At 55.8% G+C, this 20,303-nt stretch carries 17 protein-coding genes; 10 read left to right on the top strand and 7 right to left on the bottom strand.

The genetic code is table 11. The annotated features are described in order from the left end of the window. Window positions 1–724 precede the first annotated feature (724 nt). Window positions 725–1,561, bottom strand: a complete 837-nt coding sequence (locus tag ACEWL3_RS18205) for a TIGR01459 family HAD-type hydrolase (protein ID WP_386184828.1) — start codon at window positions 1,559–1,561, stop codon at window positions 725–727. A 602-nt stretch (window positions 1,562–2,163) separates the two neighbouring features. Here ACEWL3_RS18205 and ACEWL3_RS18200 point away from each other — a divergent pair. The 8 genes from ACEWL3_RS18200 (at window position 2,164) to ACEWL3_RS18165 (ending at window position 8,109) form a co-directional block, all read left to right on the top strand. After that, window positions 2,164–3,354: a pyridoxal-phosphate-dependent aminotransferase family protein gene (locus ACEWL3_RS18200; RefSeq protein ID WP_386184830.1), complete on the top strand. Its 1,191-nt coding sequence runs from the start codon at window positions 2,164–2,166 to the stop codon at window positions 3,352–3,354. Continuing rightward, window positions 3,351–4,103, top strand: coding sequence for a CDP-alcohol phosphatidyltransferase family protein (locus ACEWL3_RS18195; protein WP_386184833.1), 753 nt, complete (start codon window positions 3,351–3,353; stop codon window positions 4,101–4,103). Before ACEWL3_RS18200 ends, ACEWL3_RS18195 begins: the two co-directional genes overlap by 4 nt. 35 nt (window positions 4,104–4,138) lie before the next feature. Continuing rightward, on the top strand, window positions 4,139–4,960 hold the full coding sequence (locus ACEWL3_RS18190) for a phosphocholine cytidylyltransferase family protein (protein WP_386184835.1): 822 nt from the start codon (window positions 4,139–4,141) through the stop codon (window positions 4,958–4,960). 43 nt (window positions 4,961–5,003) lie between these two features. Further along, window positions 5,004–5,198, top strand: coding sequence for a hypothetical protein (locus ACEWL3_RS18185; protein ID WP_386184837.1), 195 nt, complete (start codon window positions 5,004–5,006; stop codon window positions 5,196–5,198). Between the two features lie 189 nt (window positions 5,199–5,387). Continuing rightward, window positions 5,388–5,675 carry a co-chaperone GroES gene (locus ACEWL3_RS18180; protein WP_386184840.1) on the top strand — a complete coding sequence of 96 codons (288 nt, stop codon included), beginning with the start codon at window positions 5,388–5,390 and terminating at the stop codon, window positions 5,673–5,675. A gap of 44 nt (window positions 5,676–5,719) precedes the next feature. Then, window positions 5,720–7,363, top strand: a complete 1,644-nt coding sequence (gene groL / locus ACEWL3_RS18175; protein WP_386184842.1) for a chaperonin GroEL — start codon at window positions 5,720–5,722, stop codon at window positions 7,361–7,363. Between the two features lie 114 nt (window positions 7,364–7,477). Next, a complete protein-coding gene (locus ACEWL3_RS18170) occupies window positions 7,478–7,726 on the top strand; it encodes an EF-hand domain-containing protein (RefSeq protein WP_386184844.1) in 249 nt (82 codons plus the stop codon). Next, a complete protein-coding gene (locus ACEWL3_RS18165) occupies window positions 7,723–8,109 on the top strand; it encodes an SPW repeat domain-containing protein (RefSeq protein WP_386184847.1) in 387 nt (128 codons plus the stop codon). The genes ACEWL3_RS18170 and ACEWL3_RS18165 overlap by 4 nt, the downstream gene beginning before the upstream one ends. 441 nt (window positions 8,110–8,550) lie before the next feature. On the opposite strand, the gene ACEWL3_RS18160 is transcribed toward ACEWL3_RS18165, so the two are convergent. Both ACEWL3_RS18160 and ACEWL3_RS18155 read right to left on the bottom strand, forming a co-directional pair. Next, window positions 8,551–9,654: an AAA family ATPase gene (locus tag ACEWL3_RS18160; protein WP_386184850.1), complete on the bottom strand. Its 1,104-nt coding sequence runs from the start codon at window positions 9,652–9,654 to the stop codon at window positions 8,551–8,553. A 329-nt stretch (window positions 9,655–9,983) separates the two neighbouring features. Beyond that, window positions 9,984–12,260 (bottom strand): adenosylcobalamin-dependent ribonucleoside-diphosphate reductase, encoded by a 2,277-nt coding sequence (locus tag ACEWL3_RS18155; protein ID WP_386184852.1) that lies wholly within the window; start codon window positions 12,258–12,260, stop codon window positions 9,984–9,986. A gap of 151 nt (window positions 12,261–12,411) precedes the next feature. Here ACEWL3_RS18155 and ACEWL3_RS18150 point away from each other — a divergent pair, with 151 nt between their 5' ends. After that, window positions 12,412–12,837, top strand: a complete 426-nt coding sequence (locus tag ACEWL3_RS18150) for a DUF1489 family protein (protein WP_386184922.1) — start codon at window positions 12,412–12,414, stop codon at window positions 12,835–12,837. Window positions 12,838–12,918: 81 nt separating this feature from the next. On the opposite strand, the gene hisG is transcribed toward ACEWL3_RS18150, so the two are convergent. The 3 genes from hisG to hisS are packed head-to-tail and all read right to left on the bottom strand — an operon-like array spanning window position 12,919 to window position 16,255. Beyond that, entirely contained in the window at window positions 12,919–13,608 is a 690-nt protein-coding gene (gene hisG / locus ACEWL3_RS18145) for an ATP phosphoribosyltransferase (RefSeq protein WP_386184854.1), read from the bottom strand. Beyond that, a complete protein-coding gene (locus ACEWL3_RS18140; protein ID WP_386184856.1) occupies window positions 13,605–14,684 on the bottom strand; it encodes an ATP phosphoribosyltransferase regulatory subunit in 1,080 nt (359 codons plus the stop codon). Before ACEWL3_RS18140 ends, hisG begins: the two co-directional genes overlap by 4 nt. Further along, a complete protein-coding gene (gene hisS / locus ACEWL3_RS18135; RefSeq protein WP_386184858.1) occupies window positions 14,684–16,255 on the bottom strand; it encodes a histidine--tRNA ligase in 1,572 nt (523 codons plus the stop codon). Before hisS ends, ACEWL3_RS18140 begins: the two co-directional genes overlap by 1 nt. Window positions 16,256–16,375: 120 nt before the next feature. Between hisS and ACEWL3_RS18130 the strand changes: the two genes are divergently transcribed. Then, complete coding sequence (locus ACEWL3_RS18130; protein ID WP_386184860.1) at window positions 16,376–16,570, top strand: SlyX family protein; 195 nt, start codon at window positions 16,376–16,378, stop codon at window positions 16,568–16,570. Here ACEWL3_RS18130 and dnaE read toward each other — a convergent pair whose 3' ends face one another. Beyond that, window positions 16,571–20,107: a DNA polymerase III subunit alpha gene (gene dnaE / locus ACEWL3_RS18125; RefSeq protein ID WP_386184862.1), complete on the bottom strand. Its 3,537-nt coding sequence runs from the start codon at window positions 20,105–20,107 to the stop codon at window positions 16,571–16,573. Window positions 20,108–20,303 lie beyond the last annotated feature (196 nt).

Raw genomic sequence — 20,303 nt, 5'->3', positions numbered from 1 at the left:
CCTAATCGATAAGATGAACCAGAAATCCTCCCTTATTCAAATCCTCAAATCTGTCCCAAGGGTGCTGACGTCAGACACCAAGCACTCGCAAAGGCCCTTGAACTTTCGCCCCCAAATATCATTCACCAGCTGACAGCGGCCCTCGAATGCCTGATAGAAGAGGATGCTGCCGCCTCTCGGCCATTGATAGCAGCGTTGGTTATCAGCAAGGCAAGAGGTGGACTTCCCGCGCCAGGGTTTTTCGAATGCGCTAAAAGGGTGGGCCGGTTTTGCGGGGACCCTTTGGGGTCCGAAGCCTCCGCCTTTTATGGGACCGAGTTCAATAGTGCTGTCGAATTCTGGCGCTCCCCTGCGTCGTATTGAACGGCCCAAAGCTGCCTTTGCCCCGCCTCGATCATGCTGCAGTGCGGCCACTCATTGCGGACTTTCGCCGCAACCGCACAACCAGATGGTGGGTAAAGTCACACAATGCGGACAAACCGAGCTTTCGCTGCACTTGCGCCAATGACCGCATTTGGAAATAGAGGTTATCTTTATAGATTTCTTGCCTGAGAGAAATGGGATCCGATATTGGCAACACAAAAACCGGTAGCTGTTAACAAATTAAGTAGCTTTAAACAGACACATGGCAGTTCAATCCTGGCTGTTGGGCATTTTTCCAGCTGAAAGGAAATACCACCTCAAAACCTGCTTGATTGCGTGTACCGCCCATACTCAGGAAAGTTCAGCTCCAGCTTAAGCGATCACTGACCCCGACGAGGTTGAGTCCGAGGAACCTTTTCTTGATGCGGTTTACAGCCTCCTGTGCATTCAGCTCGTCAAACTCACTTGCATGAATGCCACCTACAATAAAATAGACATCAAACCCGTTGTCAGCAGCGCCTTTGATATCTGTTGCCAACCCATCACCGATGGCCAGCAATCTGCTTTTCGGGATATCTCGACCCGTCAAGGAAGCTGCTCTTCTCAACGCCTCTTCATAAATTGCCGGTTCCGGCTTTCCTGCAAAGCTGACTTTGCCACCCAGATGTGCATAGCGCTGTGCGATAGAGCCTGCACAGATCACCATGCGGTTGCCGCATCGCACAACCAAATCGGGATTTGCGCAAATCATCTCGACGGCGTTTTCGTGCATTTGCTCAAGAAGGTCGTGGTAGATATCAGTAGTCTCAATCGTGTCGTCCAGCGGACCGGTCAGCAGGCATAGCTTGGAGTCTGAGTGATCGACAATCGGGTTTGTCAGACCCTCCAGAATGGATTTATCCCGCTCCGGACCAAAGTGGAACAATGGCGCGTCGGGTTGTTTGGCAATCAACTGCGCGGTCACGTCGCCAGATGTTATGACTGTATCGAATGCGTCTCTCGGAACACCAAGACGCGCCAACTGAGGGTAGATATCTTTGGACAGTCTTGGCGCATTGGTGATCAGAATAACAAACCGACCAGAGGCACGGGCGCTCCACAACGCATCGACGGCATCGCTGAACGCGGCATCCCCATTGTGGAGCACACCCCAAATGTCGCAGAGTATACCATCGTAGCGATCAATGAGTTCACTCAACGGAGCAAGTTCGACAGACTGGCGCAATAGGGGGCTGGTGTGATCCATGAATAGGATGGGGTAGGTTTCAGCAGGTCTCTGGTCAAGCGGAACCTTGGAGTTGGGAAGTCCTCGCTATTCATATCACCGGGTAGATTGCATCTATTCCTTGCTATCTGACCCGTTTGTCCATACGGCTTGATCCTCGGACTCTCTATCAAAGCGCCGACACGTTCTTCTAAGGTCAATCGTAGCAGATCAGGATGTCTGAAACTGCAGCCGGATGTTTCCTGTCAAAACCCAACGCCACCCAAAAAGTTGTGCGTTGGCCGCCCCTTGCGACCTTCGATTTCGCTCTACTACTGTTCTGAGGCTGTTTTACAGCATATGAGGCCCGCCTGATCCGCACGTATTGCCGGGATCAGGTGTCTTTTGCTTATTTTGCGAATTATTTCTGCAAACGTTCAATTTCCGGACGATTTATCAACAGCCCCCCCCTTAGGTGCTGCGCTTTCGAACTCGATTTGTGCCCTCTCGATGTCTCCGGCCGACCCTCGGGCGCGAACGTATCATGGGCGTGACTGCCTCATGGCTCCGGTCATGTGGCGGTTGGAGCATGACAAATGTTAGACAAGTATCTGCTTTTCACCCCTGGCCCTGTGAACGTGGCCGAAACCCTGCGCACGGCCATCTGCAAACAGGACATCTGCCACCGCGAACCTGATTTTGATGCGCTACTGGGCGGTATCGAACACAAACTGCTCTCGCTGTTTCAGATCAGAAACCGCGCGCGATACCGTGCTGTAGTGATCACCGGTTCCGGCACTGCGGCAAACGAGGCGATCCTGTCTTCTGTAGTTGGCAAAGGCGCGATCCTGATCCTATCGAATGGCGAATTTGGCGGGCGGCTGCACAAGACATCGTGCATCCACAACAAGCACACCCATCTGATTGAAATACCTTGGGGTACACCGTTCGATCCAGTCCAAATTGCCGCGTATCTGACGGCCCATAAGATCGATGTCGTTGCGATAGTCCATCACGAGACGTGTTCGGGGATGCTGAACCCGTTGGCAGAAATCGGTGCCTTGGCCAAAGCGGCTGGGGCCTTGTTTGTGGTCGATGGTGTCAGTTCTGTGGGTGCCGAGGTGATCGACATGGAGGCGTGCCATATCGCGTTTGTGTCCAGTTCCAGTTCCAAGGCCATCGGTTCTTATCCCGGCTTGTCCTTTGTTGTGGGACGGAAAAAGCACTTCAAACGGCTGAAGCACCATGCGGCGAAGACGACGTACCTTAACCTCGCTACATTTTACGCTTTTCTGAAACATCACAGCCAGACACCGAATACACCCGCTGTGCCGCTGTTCTTTGCTCTGGATCAGGCGCTGAAAGATATCCTGCGGGAAGGTGTGATCAAACGCTATGCGCGCATCAAGGCCCGTGCGGATCTGCTGCGTGAAGGCATGCGCAGGCTGAACCTCGACTTCTTGATCGACGAGGCGGACATGTGTTCGATCCTGACTACGGTGCGGGTGCCACCATCGATTTCAGTAGCCGATCTACGCGACCGGCTGCGGGAGAAATCGATCATCATCTACGAAGGTAAAGGGTGCTTTGCGGGCAAGGTCTTTCAGGTGGGCAATATCGGTGAGCTGTCCGACTACGACATCCGGTTTTTCCTTGCCGCTCTCAAAGACGTGTTGCTGACGTTGCAGGCTGAGGCCGCTGAACTTGTCGCCCCCGTCCGGCCAAAAGCGGCAACCTTGGTCATGTTGCCTACGCCAGATCGCCAGCAAGCGAAGGTGGTGTCATGACAGGTAAGCTGACACAGCTTTGGGCTACCAAGACCAAAGACGATGAATGGTGGTCGTCGTTTGCCACGGCACCGCTGGGAATCCTTGCCAATTACGCTGCCGTCGAGGTGCCGTGGATCACGGCGGCTTCATTCTTGGTGGCTGTGGTGGCGAGCATCGGGATTCTTGTTGGGGGCACGGCATGTTTCATCGCGGCGGCAGTTCTGATCCACCTCAGCCACATCCTTGATTGTATGGACGGACAAATGGCGCGGTATCATCGCGTTTCCTCACCCGAAGGCAGCTACTATGATCGCCTGACCGATCAGGTCCAAGTCACGCTTTGGTTTGGGGCCGTTGGTTACGCCGCGTATGCTCAAACAGCCAGTGTGGTTCCCGTCTTTCTCGCCATGATCGGCATCGCGTTCTACGGGTTGCGCGGATACGCCAAATACGTGGCCCTTGAGATCGAAACGGCCCGTGATCCAAATTATCCCAAGGATATGGCGCGTCTGAAACAGGTGGAAACAGCAGCGGGCTTGAGTTTTGGCCTGCGCGCCAACTGGACGTGGTTTCTGCACGAGCAACGCAAAGTATTCGCCTTCGATGAAGGTGTGTTCATCTTCATGCTTTCTGCCGCCCTCGTCTTTGACCAACTCATCCCGATGCTTTGGGTTTTTGCGGCCAGCCAACTGTTCTGGGGCACCTACAAGTCTTGGCTCAGAGGCAAGAATATTGGCGAGAACCAAAAAAGGGCCCTCCCAAAATAGCACCTCTCATTCAGCCTCATATAGGAAACAACGATATGAAAAACGAAATCAATCGCCCGCCCATGGCCGTTATTCTGGCCGCAGGCATCGGCTCGCGGCTCGCCCCGCTGACCGACAATTGCCCAAAGAGCCTGCTGTCTGTAGGCGGGTCTGTCATTCTGGAAAGGATGATCCGCAATTGCCTGAGCTGCGGCATGTCCCAGTTCGTATTGGTCTTGGGTCATAGGGCGGACGAGATCAAGCAATTCGTCGACAAAACCTTTCGCGGCATTCGTGTCACCTATGTGATCAACGACCGCTACCGCGACACCAATACGGGCTATTCCTTGATGCTCGCAGCAGCTGCGATTGGGACGTCCGAGTTCATCAAGTTCGATGCAGACGTGGTGTTTGACGTGAAAATTCTGCGCCAGCTTGTTGATAGCGACCATGCAAACGTCTTGTGCATTGACCGCAATATCGCCCTTGAGGATGAAGAGGTGAAAGTAATCACGGATGATCAGATGCAGGTGCTTGAGGTCGGCAAGTCCGTTGATCCCAAGCTGGCACTCGGCGAGTCCGTTGGGATCGAGAAAATCAGCGCCAAGACGGGTCCCCTGCTTTTTGCGGAACTCGACGAGATGATGGAAAACAGAGAGCATTTTCAGGACTATTACGAGGCCGCTTATGCGCGGCTTGTGATGCAAGGGACGGTCTTTCGTGCGCTTGATATCACCGGATTGAACTGGACCGAGATTGATACAGCACAGGATTATGCTGCGGCAAACGCGGTGTTTGGAACGCCGATCTCGACCATTTCACGTGGGCAACAAAAAGCGATAGACGAGGCCGCCGAAAAAGCAGGCACGTCTGCGTAGCCCTCACCAGCCAACAGCATCCTGCGCCTTGTATGGGCAATGGGTGGACGACCGCAGTCAAGCCGCTGCCATTCCGGCACCGGATCGCTGCAATTTGGAAGGACATTCCATGGCCAAAGGTAAAAACAGTAACAAAGAGGCAAAGAAGCCAAAGCAAGAAAAGCCGAAAGTGTTGGCGACATCGAATTCCAACGCGGGAAAAGCTGATCTTTCCATTGCTGGTAAAAAGGTGAAGTAACGCTTTGAGGTCGACTGCAACGAGGCTCATTCTCGGAAAAAGCACTTTCGATGAAATATACTTCTTGGCCCTATTGTAGTCACCTCTCACCATAGCCAACTCAACAATATTGGCACTCAGGCGTGGCGAGTGCCAATACGTCTCTAAGCATGCCACCCATATCCGGAAATCTTCAAAAGGAGTATTTCCATGCTGTTTACCCCCCTACATGACCGTGTCTTGGTGCGCCGCATCGAAGAAGACGAAAAGACCTCTGGCGGATTGATCATCCCCGAAACGGCCAAGGAAAAACCGCAACGCGGTGAAGTTGTGTCGGTCGGTGCAGGTGCCAAAGATGAAACTGGCGCACGCATTTTGATGGACGTCAAAGCGGGCGATCAAATCCTGTTCGGCAAATGGTCTGGCACTGAAATTAAGATCGACGGCGAAGAGCTGATGATCATGAAGGAGAGCGACATCTTGGGCATTATGGCCTGAACGACGCTGTCTCTTTCACATAATTTTCAAATAGGAATACCGACATGTCTGCAAAAGACGTCAAATTCGGCACGGACTCTCGTGACCGCATGCTCAAGGGCATCAACACACTTGCCAACGCTGTAAAAGTCACGCTGGGGCCAAAGGGCCGCAATGTGGTGATCGACAAGTCCTACGGTGCGCCCCGTATCACCAAGGACGGCGTTACAGTCGCCAAGGAAATCGAACTGTCGGACCCCTTTGAAAACATGGGTGCGCAGCTCGTTAAGGACGTCGCATCCCGCACCAATGATGAGGCTGGCGATGGTACAACCACAGCGACAGTTCTGGCGCAAGCAATCGTTAAGGAAGGCATGAAATCAGTTGCGGCGGGGATGAACCCGATGGATCTGAAACGTGGCATCGATAAAGCTGTCACCGCTGTTGTTGCCGAGATCAAAACCATGTCACGTCCAGTGGGTGATACGGCTGAGATTGCGAAAGTCGGCACCATCTCTGCCAATGGCGAAGAAGCAATCGGTCAACAGATCGCTGACGCGATGGCAAAGGTCGGTAACGAAGGCGTTATTACCGTCGAAGAGAACAAAGGTCTTGAGACAGAGACCGAAGTTGTTGAGGGCATGCAATTTGATCGCGGCTACCTCAGCCCTTACTTCGTCACGGAACCTGCCAAAATGACGGCAAACCTCGAAGACTGTGTCATCCTGCTTCACGAGAAAAAGCTGACATCGCTGGCACCAATGGTGCCTTTGCTTGAAGCCGTCATGCAGGCGGACAAGCAGCTCTTGGTCATCGCCGAAGACATCGACGGCGAAGCGCTTGCAACGCTTGTTGTGAACAAACTGCGTGGTGGACTGAAGGTCGCTGGCGTCAAAGCACCCGGCTTCGGGGATCGCCGCAAGGCGATGATGCAAGACCTTGCCGTTCTTACAGGCGGCACAGTTATCTCAGACGAGCTGGGCATCAAGCTTGAAAATGTTACGATGGACATGCTGGGCGACGCCAAAAAGATCAACATTACCAAAGACACGACGACCATCATTGATGGGGCTGGTGAAAAGTCGGAAATCGCAGCACGGGTCACGCAGATCCGCGCACAGCTTGAAGATACGGATTCCGATTACGACAAAGAAAAACTGCAAGAGCGCCTCGCCAAACTTGCTGGTGGTGTTGCGGTAATCAAGGTCGGCGGTGCGACCGAGATCGAGGTGAAGGAACGTAAGGACCGTGTTGACGACGCATTAAACGCAACACGCGCGGCTGTCGAAGAAGGAGTCGTACCGGGTGGTGGTGTCGCATTGGTGCATGCTGGCAAGGTCTTGCAGGGCCTTACAGGTGACAACCCGGATCAGTCGGCTGGGATCGCGATCATTCGCAAAGCGCTGCAGGCACCTCTGCGTCAAATCGCTGAAAATGCAGGTGTTGATGGATCGGTCGTTGCTGGAAAGATCATCGAGAACACCAGCAAGACGTTTGGTTATGATGCGCAGTCAGAACAGTACGGCGATATGCTCAAAGCTGGCATCATCGACCCGACCAAGGTCGTTCGGATTGCACTGCAATATGCCGCGTCAGTTGCGGGGCTGTTGATCACCACCGAGGCGATGGTTGCTGACAAACCAGCGAAAGCTGGCGGGAACAGCATGTCCGGTATGGACGGCATGGGTGGCATGGGCGGCATGATGTAAACCAACCGCAAACAAGGCCCGCAGGCATGTGTCTGCGGGCTGTCTCGTCTGCGTGCATATATAACTTAATAGATGCTGTCCAAAATGGACGGCACTGTTTCAATTGGAAAACCCATGAAAAACGTAACTCTTGTTGCCGCGCTTGCGGCTTCTGTTGCTTTCTCTGCAAATGCTATGACAACCGAGATTGATACCGATGGAGATGGGATGGCGTCGCTTTCGGAGCTGTTGGTTTCTTACCCAGAACTCACGGAGGAACTATTCCGCGAAATGGACACAGATGGTGATGGTTTAATAAACGACGAAGAGATGGCCATTGCTGTTGATCTTGGCATGCTTGCCGATCCGGACATCGACGCATGATGCCCGATTTCAGAGTACGCCCCGTGCAGCACCGTGCAGTGTTCAGATGGACCTTTGCTGCATCCGGCCTATGGCTGATGTTATCCCCATTTTTGCTTTCTGCGGGCGAGGCAGCCAAAAGCGATCTGTTCGTCGGTGAGGCAGGGCTGCTGATGATTTCGGGCTTTCTGGCTCTCGTCATTGCAGGTTACAGTTGTAGCAGACATAATCTGATGCCGCCGTACTTGGGCCTTGTTCTGGGACTTGGTGTGTTTCTCGCTCCATGGCTTGCCGAATTCGCCGATAGGTTGGTAACCTGGAATGCCGCAGTTATTGGGGTGATCCTGTCCGTGGTCGCGTTTTTCGAGTTCCTGCACGACCAACCAGCACCCAGTAATCCATGATAAACTGTGTGGGGCGTAAAACGTCCCACACATCGTCTTGCTGCGCATCTGCCAAAAGCTATCCCTTCAACTCAAGTTTGACAAAGAACTGGTCTGCTTGAAGTCGTAATTCTGATAGCTTCGCTGGACTGAAACAGGTGAAATGTGTCCTTAGAACTTTACGAATGCTTTTAATTTTGAACCCATCGTAGAAGTGCGTGCCGCTTCGGAAGCCCGAAACAGGAACGAAAAAAAGCTGACGTTCGTTCCATCTGCAGCATCCGGTAAAGAGGGCTCTCTGCCGCCATTAGATCGAATGCAGCATTTTTGAGTTCGACCGCCATATGAACGGCAGCTTCCTTGAGATTGGCCAGAGCCCGCGCAAATGCAGCGAACGACCGCTTACCACTCAAGTTACAGCAGTCACGTCGAACCTACATCGCAACGGACGGGAAACACTGATCAATGCAGCAACGGGCGAACGTAAGCGATTTCTGCCCGTTCGATCATCCGCTTAACAGTTCTCAGGCTCGGCACCCCGATATCCCCACGACACGACCGGATGATCTCTTCGATAGTAGCGATCGCTTCATCAGGAAGGTCGTGCACCTTACCCAAACGTTGCGCAAAACCGATAAGGTGCTGCTTTGATACCTGAGCGAGTTCCAGCGGTGGGCAACGGCTCAGAAGGGGTTCGGGAAGGCCGTGTAGACTGTTGGCGGTCAGGATCCATCCCACCCACGAGAGATCAAACTGAACGCGGAAGTAGGGGCACTGCCACGTCGAGGCCGTCATCCTTTCCAAAAGTGGCAAGAGGGCGTCGGTCAAACTGAACCGCAGTCCTTTCTCCGAGTTAACTCCCCCTGCCTTTTCGACCTCATCAACGACCATGACCGGGCTGGCGCATTTCTCTCTGAGGATCGTCTCCATGATCTTACCAGGCCCGGCATTTCCCCAGCCCCGTTGTGATCCGATAAGGGCAAAAGATGCAGGCTCTCCCGTGGCCTCCACGACCGTGGTCGGCACTTCAAGCAACTTACCCAGCCTGCGCGCCCAGTGCGACTTCCCGATGCCAGGCGGGCCGAGTAAAAGCAGAGGGGCAAACTGGAAACCGGGAAGGTCCTCGCGAACAGATTTCCGGAGGGCGTGCCAGATATGCTCGGTGGCCGGTCCCATCCATGGCATCTCCTCGTGGAGGGTAGCCGCCAAGACATCCGCGTCATGCTCGGTCGGAACCCTCGAAACCGTGACACCGTCCTTCAGTCTGCGCAGTGCTTTGCGATCGTCGGCCTTAAGATGCTGCATTCCGGTCGCGGCGTCCAAACGGTCGACATAATTTACGGCACGATTTGCGATCCTCATCTTGTCTTCAGATGAAAGGCCGCTTGGAAATAGGTCAAGAGTTTCGTCAGATCCGCCTTCAACTTTGGCCTCGATCAGTCGCTCAGTTTCCCGCCGGTCGCGTAGCTGCCTTAGAAATTTGGTGAACCGCATTTCCAGCCTACTCACGGTGGGGACGTCATCAAAGAAGCGGATGTTCGCAAAGGGGATAGTCGATTTCAGCATAGCGGATTCCTTTCAGATCCCGGCACAGGGCTTGCCCTTTCACCGGCTGCCTGACCTGTGGTCTGGCAGAGAGATTGATATGAAAGGTCCCGGAACCTTGGAACGTATAGAGAACAAGAATTTGTCTACGTCAACGCCATCCAATTCTCAGTCACTGAAGGAATCATGAGAACGGCGATCACAGCACGAATCCCCATAACGTGCTGTAATCAAAAGAAACCACCGACAGCTCTCGCTGTCGATGGTCATTAATCATGCGTCAGAATGGACAAAAAACCTACAGAATGGTCATTTTATGGTGTGTCCCACAACACTGTTGCCTTGATCGATCAGCCACATTTTGAGTGACCACAGGACCCACAAGTCATGCACCCCTCGATCATGCGCAAGTCATACTGACCGCAGGATGAACACGCCTTGCCTCGCGGCGCGTCCAGCCCGACGACCTTGGCCTGCGGATCAACCTTCAACCCCATGCCCTCGCCCGCGATAAACCCGGTGGCGATCATGTGCTGTTCAATCACGCCACCAATCGCCGCAAGGATGGAGGGAATGTATTTGCCTTGCATCCACGCGCCACCACGCGGATCAAACACCGCTTTCAACTCCTCCACCACAAACGAAACATCACCGCCACGCCGGAACACTGCCGAAATCATCCGGGTCAGCGCCACCGTCCAGGCAAAATGCTCCATGTTCTTGGAGTTGATGAACACCTCAAACGGACGACGATGCCCGCTGATCACCACATCATTGATGGTGATATAAAGCGCATGTTCACTGTCAGGCCATTTGATCTTGTAGGTCGCCCCTTCCAGCTCATTCGGCCGGTCCAGCGGTTCGGACATATAGACAACCTCGCCGCCTTCCGTGACCTGATCGGGACTGTCTGACGGGGCCTTGTCCGTGGCTTCCGAGACACTCAACACCGATCCGGTCACGTCATTCGGCCGGTAGGTCGTGCAACCCTTACAGCCCTGATCCCAAGCCGCCATGTAGACGTCCTTGAAACTGTCAAAGCTGATGTCCTCGGGACAGTTGATGGTCTTGGAGATCGAGCTGTCGACCCATTTCTGCGCTGCCGCCTGCATCTTGACGTGGTCAAGTGGCGCGAGGGTCTGAGCATTGACAAAATAATCCGGCAAAGGCGTATCGCCTTTGAGATCACGCCACATCTTCACAGCATAGTCGATGACTTCTTCTTCCGTGCGGCTGCCGTCTTTTTGCAGCACCTTGCGGGTGTAGGCATAGGCAAAGACCGGTTCGATCCCGCTGGATACATTGCCCGCATAAAGGCTGATCGTGCCGGTGGGTGCGATAGAGGTCAGCAAGGCATTGCGGATGCCGTGTTTGCGGATCGCCTTGCACACATCATCGTCCATCTGCTTCATGGTGCCAGACGCCAGAAACGCATCGGCGTCAAACAAGGGGAACGCGCCCTTTTCCTTTGCCAATTCAACACTGGCCAAATAGGCCGCCCGCGCAATCGCCTTAAGCCATTCTTCGGTCTGCGCCGCAGCCTCATCACTACCATAACGTTGCCCGACCATCAGCAACGCATCGGCAAGCCCGGTGACACCCAAGCCAATACGCCGCTTTTGCTGCGCTTCGCGTTCCTGCTCTGGCAGCGGGAACCTGGACACATCAACCACATTGTCCATCATCCGAACTGCCGTCGCGACCAGATCATTGAGCGCGTCCAGATCAAGGTGTGCGGCGTCCTCAAACGGATCCGAAACCAGACGCGCCATGTTGATCGACCCCAGCAGACATGCCCCATAGGGTGGCAACGGCTGTTCGCCGCAAGGGTTGGTCGCGGCAATGGTTTCGCAATAGTTCAGATTGTTGGCGGCATTGATCCGGTCGATGAAAATCACACCGGGTTCGGCAAAATCATAGGTCGCCTTCATGATCCTGTTCCACAGATCACGCGCCTGCACCGTGTGATAGACCTTGCCATTGAACATCAGGTCCCATGGGCCATCGGCCTTGACGGCGGCCATGAAAGGATCGGTGATCAACACCGACATATTGAACATCCTCAGGCGCGCGGGGTCAGATTTGGCGGCGATGAAATCTTCTACATCCGGGTGATCGCAGCGCATCGTGGCCATCATCGCGCCCCGGCGGCTGCCTGCGGACATGATCGTCCGGCACATCGCGTCCCAGACATCCATGAATGAAAGCGGACCAGAGGCATCCGCCGACACCCCCAAAACATCCGCGCCTTTGGGCCGGATCGTGCTGAAATCATAGCCGATGCCACCGCCCTGCTGCATGGTAAGTGCGGCCTCTTTAAGCATGTCGAAAATGCCGCCCATGCTGTCTGGAACGGTACCCATCACAAAACAATTGAACAAAGTCACCCGTCGCGCCGTGCCAGCACCCGCCGTGATCCGGCCCGCAGGCAGATATTTGAAATCTTCCAGAGCAGAATAGAACTTTTCTTCCCAGCCCGCCTTGTCATCCTCAACCTGCGCAAGATCGCGCGCAATGCGCCGCCAGGTGTCTTCGACAGTCACGTCCTTGGCCGTGCCGTCTGCATCCTTGAAACGGTACTTCATATCCCAGATTTGTTCGGCAATCGGGGTGGAAAATCGGGACATGGGCAGGGCTTTCTGAGTTTAGAAGCAGTGATGGATAGGCGAATCTGGGAACTCTATATGTTGTGGGCGAAGGGTCGGCAACCACAACATAGTGCGATATCATAAACTATAGCACTTGCAGACTCAATGTTGAAATGCCATTTTGCCATCTATGATCGTGAACCTCGTCAAATTGTCTGTCGGTACTGAAACCGTCGAGGGCCTCGCCGCCTGGCACGCCACCAAACGCGCGCAAACGGCGGATGGGCTGCCGCGCCATGTCACTCGGATGTGGCCAAAACGCGAGGCTGATATCCTGAATGGTGGGTCAATCTATTGGGTGATCAAAGGCGCGGTCCAGTGCCGCCAGCGGGTGCTGCGTCTGGATGAAGTCATTGGCAGCGATGGTATTCGCCGCTGCGCAATTGTGTTGGAACCCAAGCTCATCCGGACCCAATCAAGCCTGAAAAGACCATTTCAGGGCTGGCGATATCTTCAGGTTGCCGACGCCCCGCGTGACCTTCCCGAAGGGCGCGAGAATGAGGAAGCCTTGCCCATCGCTTTGAACCAGGCCCTTGCGGAAATCGGTGTGCTTTGAATTGCCGAACGGATACCTGTTTGAACCGGCGTGCATCGGTATTTGAAAAAGGGTGAAGCAGAAGAGCGGCGTGATTTCTAACTAGCGCAGCCGCTTGTTCAACTCCGCCATGGTCGCGCGGTCCTGATCATCCTGAACCGCAACACGGCTTCGCCAAAGCGTCGCCTGACTTTGCAGAATCAACCCATCGCTGAGGATTTTCAGATGATTGGCACGCAGGGTTTCGCCGCTTGACGTGATGTCCGCGATCGCCTCTGCGGTTTCATTCTTGACGGTGCCCTCGGTCGCCCCCTGACTGTCGACCAACGCGTAATCGGCAACCCCCCCGTGACGCAAGAAGTCGCGCACCAGGCGATGGTATTTGGTGGCAATGCGCAACCGAAACCCATGTGCGGCCCTGAAAGCAGCTGCCGCAGCATCCAGATCATCCAGCGTATCCACATCACGCCAAGCCTGCGGCACAGCAATAATCAGATCGGCGTGGCCAAAATTCAACGGCTCAACCGTTTCAACCAGATCGTCCCAAAGCGCCAGCTTTTCCTGGATTAGGTCCGTCCCCGTCACGCCCAGATGGATCCGCCCGGCGGCCAGCTCACGCGGAATTTCCCCTGCGGACAGCAACATCAACGACACGTTTTCAATGCCCGAAACGGCCCCGGCATATTCGCGGTCCGAACCGGAGCGCTGCAGGCTGATCCCGCGCGCGCCAAACCATTCAAAGGTCTTTTCCATCAGCCGCCCTTTGGACGGCACCCCGAGTTTCAGCGTCATCGTGCGGCCTCCAGTTCCAGCATCAGACCGGGCCGCATCACCCCACCAACAGCCGGGATGGCATCGCCCTGCCCCAACCGCCGCGTCAGCGCGTCATATCGTCCGCCACTGGCAATCGCAGGCAGATCGGCACGCGCCACGGCCCGAAATCCAAACACAAAGCCGTCGTAGTATTCCATCGACGCGCGGCCATAACTGGCCTCAAAAACCAGATCATCGGCATCGACACCACGCGCACGCAGCGCCTTTTCACGTGCCACAACCCGCGCAACCGCGCGGCCTATCTGCGGCATGTCAACAGCTAGATCGTGCAAGCGGCTGAGCGCATGTGGCATTGAAGCGCGCACGTCCAGCAACGCCTCGATCAACTGGACCTGCTTGAGCGATATCGCCGGGGTCGCCGCGTCTTCTTGCAGCGCTGCAATGCGCGCTTCAATCTCAGCAGTAGACCGCAGACCAATCAGGGGTGCGGCGCTGGACACCTCCCCGGCAAGCAACGCCGCGCGGGTTGCTGGCATCGGCACGCGGCCCGAAAACCTGTCCAACAACGCCCGAAACCGCCGGGGCCGCCAAATGTGGCGCATCAGCGCTTGTTTGCGCCGATCCGTGGTGTCCAGACCATCCACCGCCGCCATCAAGACGCCAATGTCCCCGGTCACCGGACGGACGGGCAGCCCTGCCAACGCATCACTGATCAGCGCAAAGACCTCGGCATCCGCGGCTGCGGGGTCGGTCCGGTCAAAAACTTCATAGCCAACCTGGATGTACTCATTGGCGCGGCTGGGGTCATGTTCCTGACGGCGAAACACTTCGCCCGCGTAGGTATAACGCGCCGGGTCCGCGCCATGCGCCATGTGCATCTGCACCACAGGCACGGTGAAATCAGGCCGCAACATCTGTTCCCCGCGCAGCGCATCAGACGTCACATAGGCGCGCGCGCGAATGTCCTCGCCGTACAAATCCAGCAAGGTTTCAGCCGATTGCAGAATCGGAGGTTCGACCACGGCAGCCCCCTGCCCCTCAAAAACCGCGCGCAACGCCGCCGCTTTGAGCAGTGTTTCAGACCGGGTTGGCATCAGCGGTACAAGGCCAGAATTTCAAGCACTTTCGCAACCATCTGATCGCGCGGCACTTCGTATTGATTGGTCAGGTCTTTCCATTCCTCATGCGTCGCATTTTCCGCGATTTTGGCCCCAAGGATCAGATCCTTAATCTGCACCACGCCTTTTTCATGCTCATCCGCCCCTTGGATGATCGCCACCGCACTGCCTCGTTTGTCGGCGTATTTGAGCTGGTTGCCAAAGTTCTTGGGATTGCCGAGGTAAACTTCGGCACGAATCTTTTTCTTGCGCAAATCAGCGACCATTTTTTGGTAGTCGGCCATACGGTTTTTATCCATGACCGTGACGACAACGGGACCGTCTGCGGATTTATCCAAACGCCCTTTGGCATCCAATGCGGCCAACAGGCGGTCCACACCAATGGACACCCCGGTCGCCGGGACTTCTTGCCCGGTGAAGCGTTTGACCAGATCGTCATACCGCCCGCCGCCTGCGACAGAGCCGAAATTACGGGTGCGGCCTTTCTCGTCTTTGATCTCAAACGTGAGTTCAGCCTCAAAGACCGGGCCGGTGTAGTAGCCGAGGCCCCGAACGACAGAAGGGTCGATGACGATGCGGTCAGGGCCGTAGCCTTGGGCGGCGAGGAGCGTCGCGATTTCCTCAAGCTCATCGACGCCTTGCTTTCCAATATTCGATCCCTCTACAAGCTTGCGCAGTTTATTGATCGTTGCCACGGCGCTGCTGGACAAAGGACCCGCGTAGACAAACGGCGCGAAGCCCTTTGTAATGATTTGTCCTGTCCCCGGCCGGGCTACCACCGACCCGGCCTCGATAAAGTTGATTACCATTTCTGCCTGTTCTTCACCCAACCCAGCACCACCAGTAAAGTCCCCACTCTCGTCCTTGCGCCCTTCCCCCAAAAGCGCGCGAACGCCCTCAGGCCCCAGCCGATCCAACTTATCAATCGCGCGCAGCACAATTCCACGCTCGGCCTCTTTGTCGTCGCCAGCCAAGCCCGCAACTTCCATCACCCCGTTCAACACCTTCCGGTTGTTCACCCGAACGATGTAATCCCCGCGCTCAATCCCGACCTCTTCCAGACAATCGGCCAGCATCGCGCAAATCTCAGCATCGGCGGCGACACTCCCCGACCCAACCGTGTCCGCATCGCATTGATAAAACTGGCGGAACCGCCCCGGACCGGGCTTTTCATTGCGCCACACCGGGCCCATCGCATAACGACGGTAGGGCTTGGGCAAATCATTCTGATGCTGTGCATACACGCGGGCCAAGGGGGCCGTCAGGTCGTACCGCAGCGCCAGCCACTCGCCGGGCTTGTCGCTATCGGCATCCTCTTGCCATGCAAAAACGCCCTCATTGGGGCGGTCCACATCTGGCAGGAACTTGCCCAGCGCCTCGACCGTCTCGACCCCGGAACTTTCCAGCGCGTCAAAGCCATAGCGATGATAAACCGCCGCGATTTTGCGAAGCATTTCAGCGCGCTGCGTTACCTCAGCGCCGAAATAATCGCGGAAACCTTTGGGCGTTTCGGCCTTGGGGCGCGGGGTCTTTTTTGGCTTGGCCATGTTTGATGATCCTTGACGCGTCATGTCGCGCCCCGCGTCTAGCCCAAGCCCTTGGCAAGGGCAAGCAAACCACCGCTTTACCCCCTTATCTCGGACAAAAACCCATGCTATGCCGCGCCCATGGAAAAGCTCGAAGAACAAATCGCCCATCTCAACCGCACGGTCGAAGACCTCAGCGATATCGTGGCGCGCCAAGAGGCCGAGATTGTGACCCTGAACCGCCGGGTGCACATGTTGATGCAGCGCGAAGGCGAACGTGAGGCGTCAACCGGTGGGGCGGCTGTGATGGGCGACGAACGCCCGCCGCATTACTGATCAAAGCTCCTCAACCTCCCAAACGCCCTCCAGCGACCGGATTGCGCCCTTGATCTGTGGCGTCACAGGATATTCGATCCCCAGATCAACCTCGACCTCACCGGGCAGGCTTGGGTCCATCAGGCACAATTGCACCGGACCGCGCCCTGCGGATTTGGCGGCATTGCGCGCCCCTTCCAACACGTCCCGCACAGCAGCAATTGCATCAGGAGCGTTAACAAATACCTTCAATCCAAGGGCGCTGACGTCCCCAATGGCCAGATCAACCGGTCCTACCGACCGACCCAGCAATTTCAGTTGATCGGCCTCCATCGTGGCCTCAACCGTAACGATCACTTTTGATCCCGTCTCAAGATGATCCCGCGCCGCCTCAAGCGTGTCCGAGAACAGCGTGACCTCATAAGCCCCGGTGGGGTCAGACATCTGGGCAAAGGCAAACCGATTTCCGCGCGCCGATTTGCGTTCCTGCCGTCCCGCCACCACGCCAACCAGCCGCGCGTTCATCGCACCACGTGTGGCGACCTTTTCGGTCAACTCGTCAAGCGTCAGAAACGGCACGCCCCGGTCATTGCCCCACTTGCGTTTCAGCGGCGTCATATAGTCATCCAGCGGATGCCCGGACAGATAAAAACCGACCGCCTTGAATTCTTCGGTCAACCGCTCGGCGGCTTCCCAATCATCGCGGGGCATCATGCGCGGCTCCGGCAGGTCATCGCCCGCCTCACCAAAAAGCGACACCTGATTGCTGGCTTTTTGTTCATGGATCGCGGCGGAATAATTCACCAGCGGATCAAGCGCCTGAAACACGCGGGCCCGGTTCGGATCAAGCTGATCAAAGGCTCCGGACCGCGCCAGCATTTCAAGCGGCCGCTTGCCCACCCGCTTCAGATCAACCCGCCGCGCCAAATCAAAGAGCGTGGCAAAGGGGCGGTCAACCCCGTCAACCTTGCGTCCTTCGGTGATCAGTTTCATCGCCTCGGTGCCGACGTTTTTCAGCGCGCCCAGCGCATAGACCAAGGCATTGTCGACAACCTTGAACGTCGCATCAGACCGGTTCACACAAGGCGGCACCCAAGGCAATTCCATGCGCTTGCGGACCTCCTCGAAATACACTGCCAGCTTGTCGGTCAAGTGAATATCGCAGTTCATCACGCCGGCCATAAATTCCACCGGATGGTTCGCCTTCAGCCATGCGGTCTGATAGCTGACCACCGCATAGGCCGCCGCATGTGATTTGTTGAACCCGTAGTTAGCGAATTTCTCAAGAAGGTCGAAAACCTCGGTGGCCTTTTTCTTGTCCACCCCGTTTTCCATCGCGCCCTTTTCAAACTTGGGGCGTTCCTTGGCCATCTCTTCGGCGATTTTTTTACCCATCGCCCGGCGCAACAGATCGGCACCACCAAGGCTATATCCCGCCATGACTTGCGCGATCTGCATCACCTGTTCCTGATAGACGATGATGCCTTGGGTCTCGGCCAGAATATGGTCGATCGACGGGTGGATTGATTCCAGCTCCCTCTTGCCATTCTTCACCTCGCAATAGGTCGGAATATTCTCCATCGGGCCGGGGCGATACAGCGCTACAAGCGCCACAATGTCCTCAATACACGTCGGCTTCATCCGTTTCAGCGCATCCATCATGCCGCTCGATTCCACCTGAAACACCGCCACAGTCTTGGCCGATGCATAAAGCTTGTAAGACGCCTCATCATCCAACGGGATCGTCGCGATATCGTCGATCAGCCCCTCAACCGGCGCAAACAATTCGGTGCCATCCTGCGCGATATGCAGATGCCGTCCCGAAGCGCGGATTTGATCAACCGCATTCTGGATCACCGTCAGGGTTTTCAGGCCCAGAAAGTCGAATTTGACCAACCCCGCCTGTTCCACCCATTTCATGTTGAACTGGGTGGCGGGCATGTCCGACCGCGGGTCCTGATAAAGCGGCACCAGCGCGTCCAGCGGCCTGTCCCCAATCACCACCCCCGCCGCGTGGGTCGATGCGTTGCGCAACAGCCCCTCAACCTGCTGACCGTATTCGAGCAACCGCGCCACGACCTCTTCGTTGCGTGCTTCCTCGCGCAGGCGCGGTTCATCCGCCAGCGCCTTTTCGATGGAAACGGGTTTGACCCCTTCGACCGGAATCATCTTGGACAGACGGTCCACCTGCCCGTAAGGCATCTGCAACACCCTTCCAATGTCGCGCACCGCCGCCTTGGACAAAAGCGCCCCAAAGGTGATGATCTGACCTACCTTATCGCGCCCGTATTTTTTTTGAACGTACTGGATCACCTCCTCGCGGCGGTCCATGCAAAAGTCGATGTCAAAGTCGGGCATCGACACACGTTCCGGGTTCAAAAACCGCTCAAACAGCAGGTTGTAGCGCAGCGGGTCCAGATCGGTGATCGTCAACGCATAGGCCACCAGTGACCCCGCACCCGACCCACGTCCCGGTCCCACCGGTATATGGTTGTCTTTGGCCCATTTGATGAAATCCGCAACGATCAGGAAATAGCCGGGAAAGCCCATGCCCTCGATGATCCCCAGTTCAAAATCGAGCCGTTTTTCGTACTCTTCAACGCTGGTCGCGTGGGGGATCACCGCCAAACGATCTTTCAGACCGGCATGGGCCTGTGCCTTCAACTCCTCGATCTCATTGTCCGCAAACTTCGGCAGGATCGGATCGCGGCGATACGCCATAAAGGCGCAGCGTTTGGCGATCTCGACGGTGTTGGCCACCGCTTCGGGAAGGTCCGCAAACAGTGTCACCATTTCGGTCTGTGTCTTGAAATAATGCTGTGCGGTCAGCCGCCTGCGTGCCTCTTGCTGATCGACATAGGCACCTTCCGCGATACAGATCAACGCATCGTGGGCCTCGTACATCTTGGCATCCGGAAAATAGACATCATTGGTTGCCACCAACGGAATGCCCATCGCATATGCCATTTCAACAAATTCACGTTCGGTCAGACGCTCGTTCTCGGGCTGTCCGTCTTCGCCCGGATGGCGCTGCAACTCGATATAAAGCCTGTCACCAAACGCCCCTTGCAGCCGCGCCATCAGCGCCTCTGCGGCCGCCTTTTGCGCATTCTGCAACAACTGTCCCACCGGCCCCTTTGGCCCCCCGGTCAAACAGATGACGCCAGCGGAATGGTTCTCCAACTCTGCCAGTGTGACCTGTGGGATTGCACCGCCCTTGTCGATATAAAGGCAGGAGTTCAGCTTCATCAGGTTCTCATACCCGACCTCTGATTGCGCCAACAGCACCACTGCCGCCGGATCACGGGGTCGCTCGCCCGGCTGGGTCTCAACATAGGCCAGATCAACCTGACAGCCGATGATGGGCTGCACACCTGCCCCCGCCATCGCGACGGAAAATTCCAGTGCGGCAAACATGTTGTTGGTGTCGGTCAATGCCATCGCCGGCATCCCCGCCTTGCGACACATCTCAGGGAGCTTTTTCAACCGCAACGCCCCTTCCAGCAACGAATACTCGGAATGGGTACGCAGGTGAATGAATCGGGGGTCATTGGTCATGCAATCAGACTAAGCCAGTGGTGCCGTAGGTGCCAGCAGGCAATGGCGGTTCTTTCATCAAAACTGTAGCAATAGTGCGCTCATCATTTTTCGTAAAAATTTGAAGGTCCGTCCCCGTTAATCAATTAATCAGCGGTAAACTCCGGCAATGCTCTTTGATCTAACTCTCTGAAAGCATGGCAAACATGCCAATACG

Origin of the sequence: Sulfitobacter sediminivivens (assembly GCF_042611115.2) — a bacterium.
Lineage (GTDB): Bacteria > Pseudomonadota > Alphaproteobacteria > Rhodobacterales > Rhodobacteraceae > Sulfitobacter > Sulfitobacter sediminivivens.
This window is presented reverse-complemented; position numbering and strand designations above follow the sequence as displayed.

Coding starts and splice junctions, on each gene's coding strand:
- hisG (WP_386184854.1), bottom strand. CDS start 13,608: ATGACGCTGAAACTCGGGGTGCCGTCCAAAGGGCGGCTGATGGAAAAG.
- ACEWL3_RS18195 (WP_386184833.1), top strand. CDS start 3,351: ATGACAGGTAAGCTGACACAGCTTTGGGCTACCAAGACCAAAGACGAT.
- ACEWL3_RS18200 (WP_386184830.1), top strand. CDS start 2,164: ATGTTAGACAAGTATCTGCTTTTCACCCCTGGCCCTGTGAACGTGGCC.
- hisS (WP_386184858.1), bottom strand. CDS start 16,255: ATGGCCAAGCCAAAAAAGACCCCGCGCCCCAAGGCCGAAACGCCCAAA.
- ACEWL3_RS18180 (WP_386184840.1), top strand. CDS start 5,388: ATGCTGTTTACCCCCCTACATGACCGTGTCTTGGTGCGCCGCATCGAA.
- ACEWL3_RS18190 (WP_386184835.1), top strand. CDS start 4,139: ATGAAAAACGAAATCAATCGCCCGCCCATGGCCGTTATTCTGGCCGCA.
- groL (WP_386184842.1), top strand. CDS start 5,720: ATGTCTGCAAAAGACGTCAAATTCGGCACGGACTCTCGTGACCGCATG.
- ACEWL3_RS18160 (WP_386184850.1), bottom strand. CDS start 9,654: ATGCTGAAATCGACTATCCCCTTTGCGAACATCCGCTTCTTTGATGAC.
- ACEWL3_RS18140 (WP_386184856.1), bottom strand. CDS start 14,684: ATGCCAACCCGGTCTGAAACACTGCTCAAAGCGGCGGCGTTGCGCGCG.
- ACEWL3_RS18150 (WP_386184922.1), top strand. CDS start 12,412: ATGATCGTGAACCTCGTCAAATTGTCTGTCGGTACTGAAACCGTCGAG.
- ACEWL3_RS18165 (WP_386184847.1), top strand. CDS start 7,723: ATGATGCCCGATTTCAGAGTACGCCCCGTGCAGCACCGTGCAGTGTTC.
- ACEWL3_RS18130 (WP_386184860.1), top strand. CDS start 16,376: ATGGAAAAGCTCGAAGAACAAATCGCCCATCTCAACCGCACGGTCGAA.
- ACEWL3_RS18170 (WP_386184844.1), top strand. CDS start 7,478: ATGAAAAACGTAACTCTTGTTGCCGCGCTTGCGGCTTCTGTTGCTTTC.
- dnaE (WP_386184862.1), bottom strand. CDS start 20,107: ATGACCAATGACCCCCGATTCATTCACCTGCGTACCCATTCCGAGTAT.
- ACEWL3_RS18155 (WP_386184852.1), bottom strand. CDS start 12,260: ATGTCCCGATTTTCCACCCCGATTGCCGAACAAATCTGGGATATGAAG.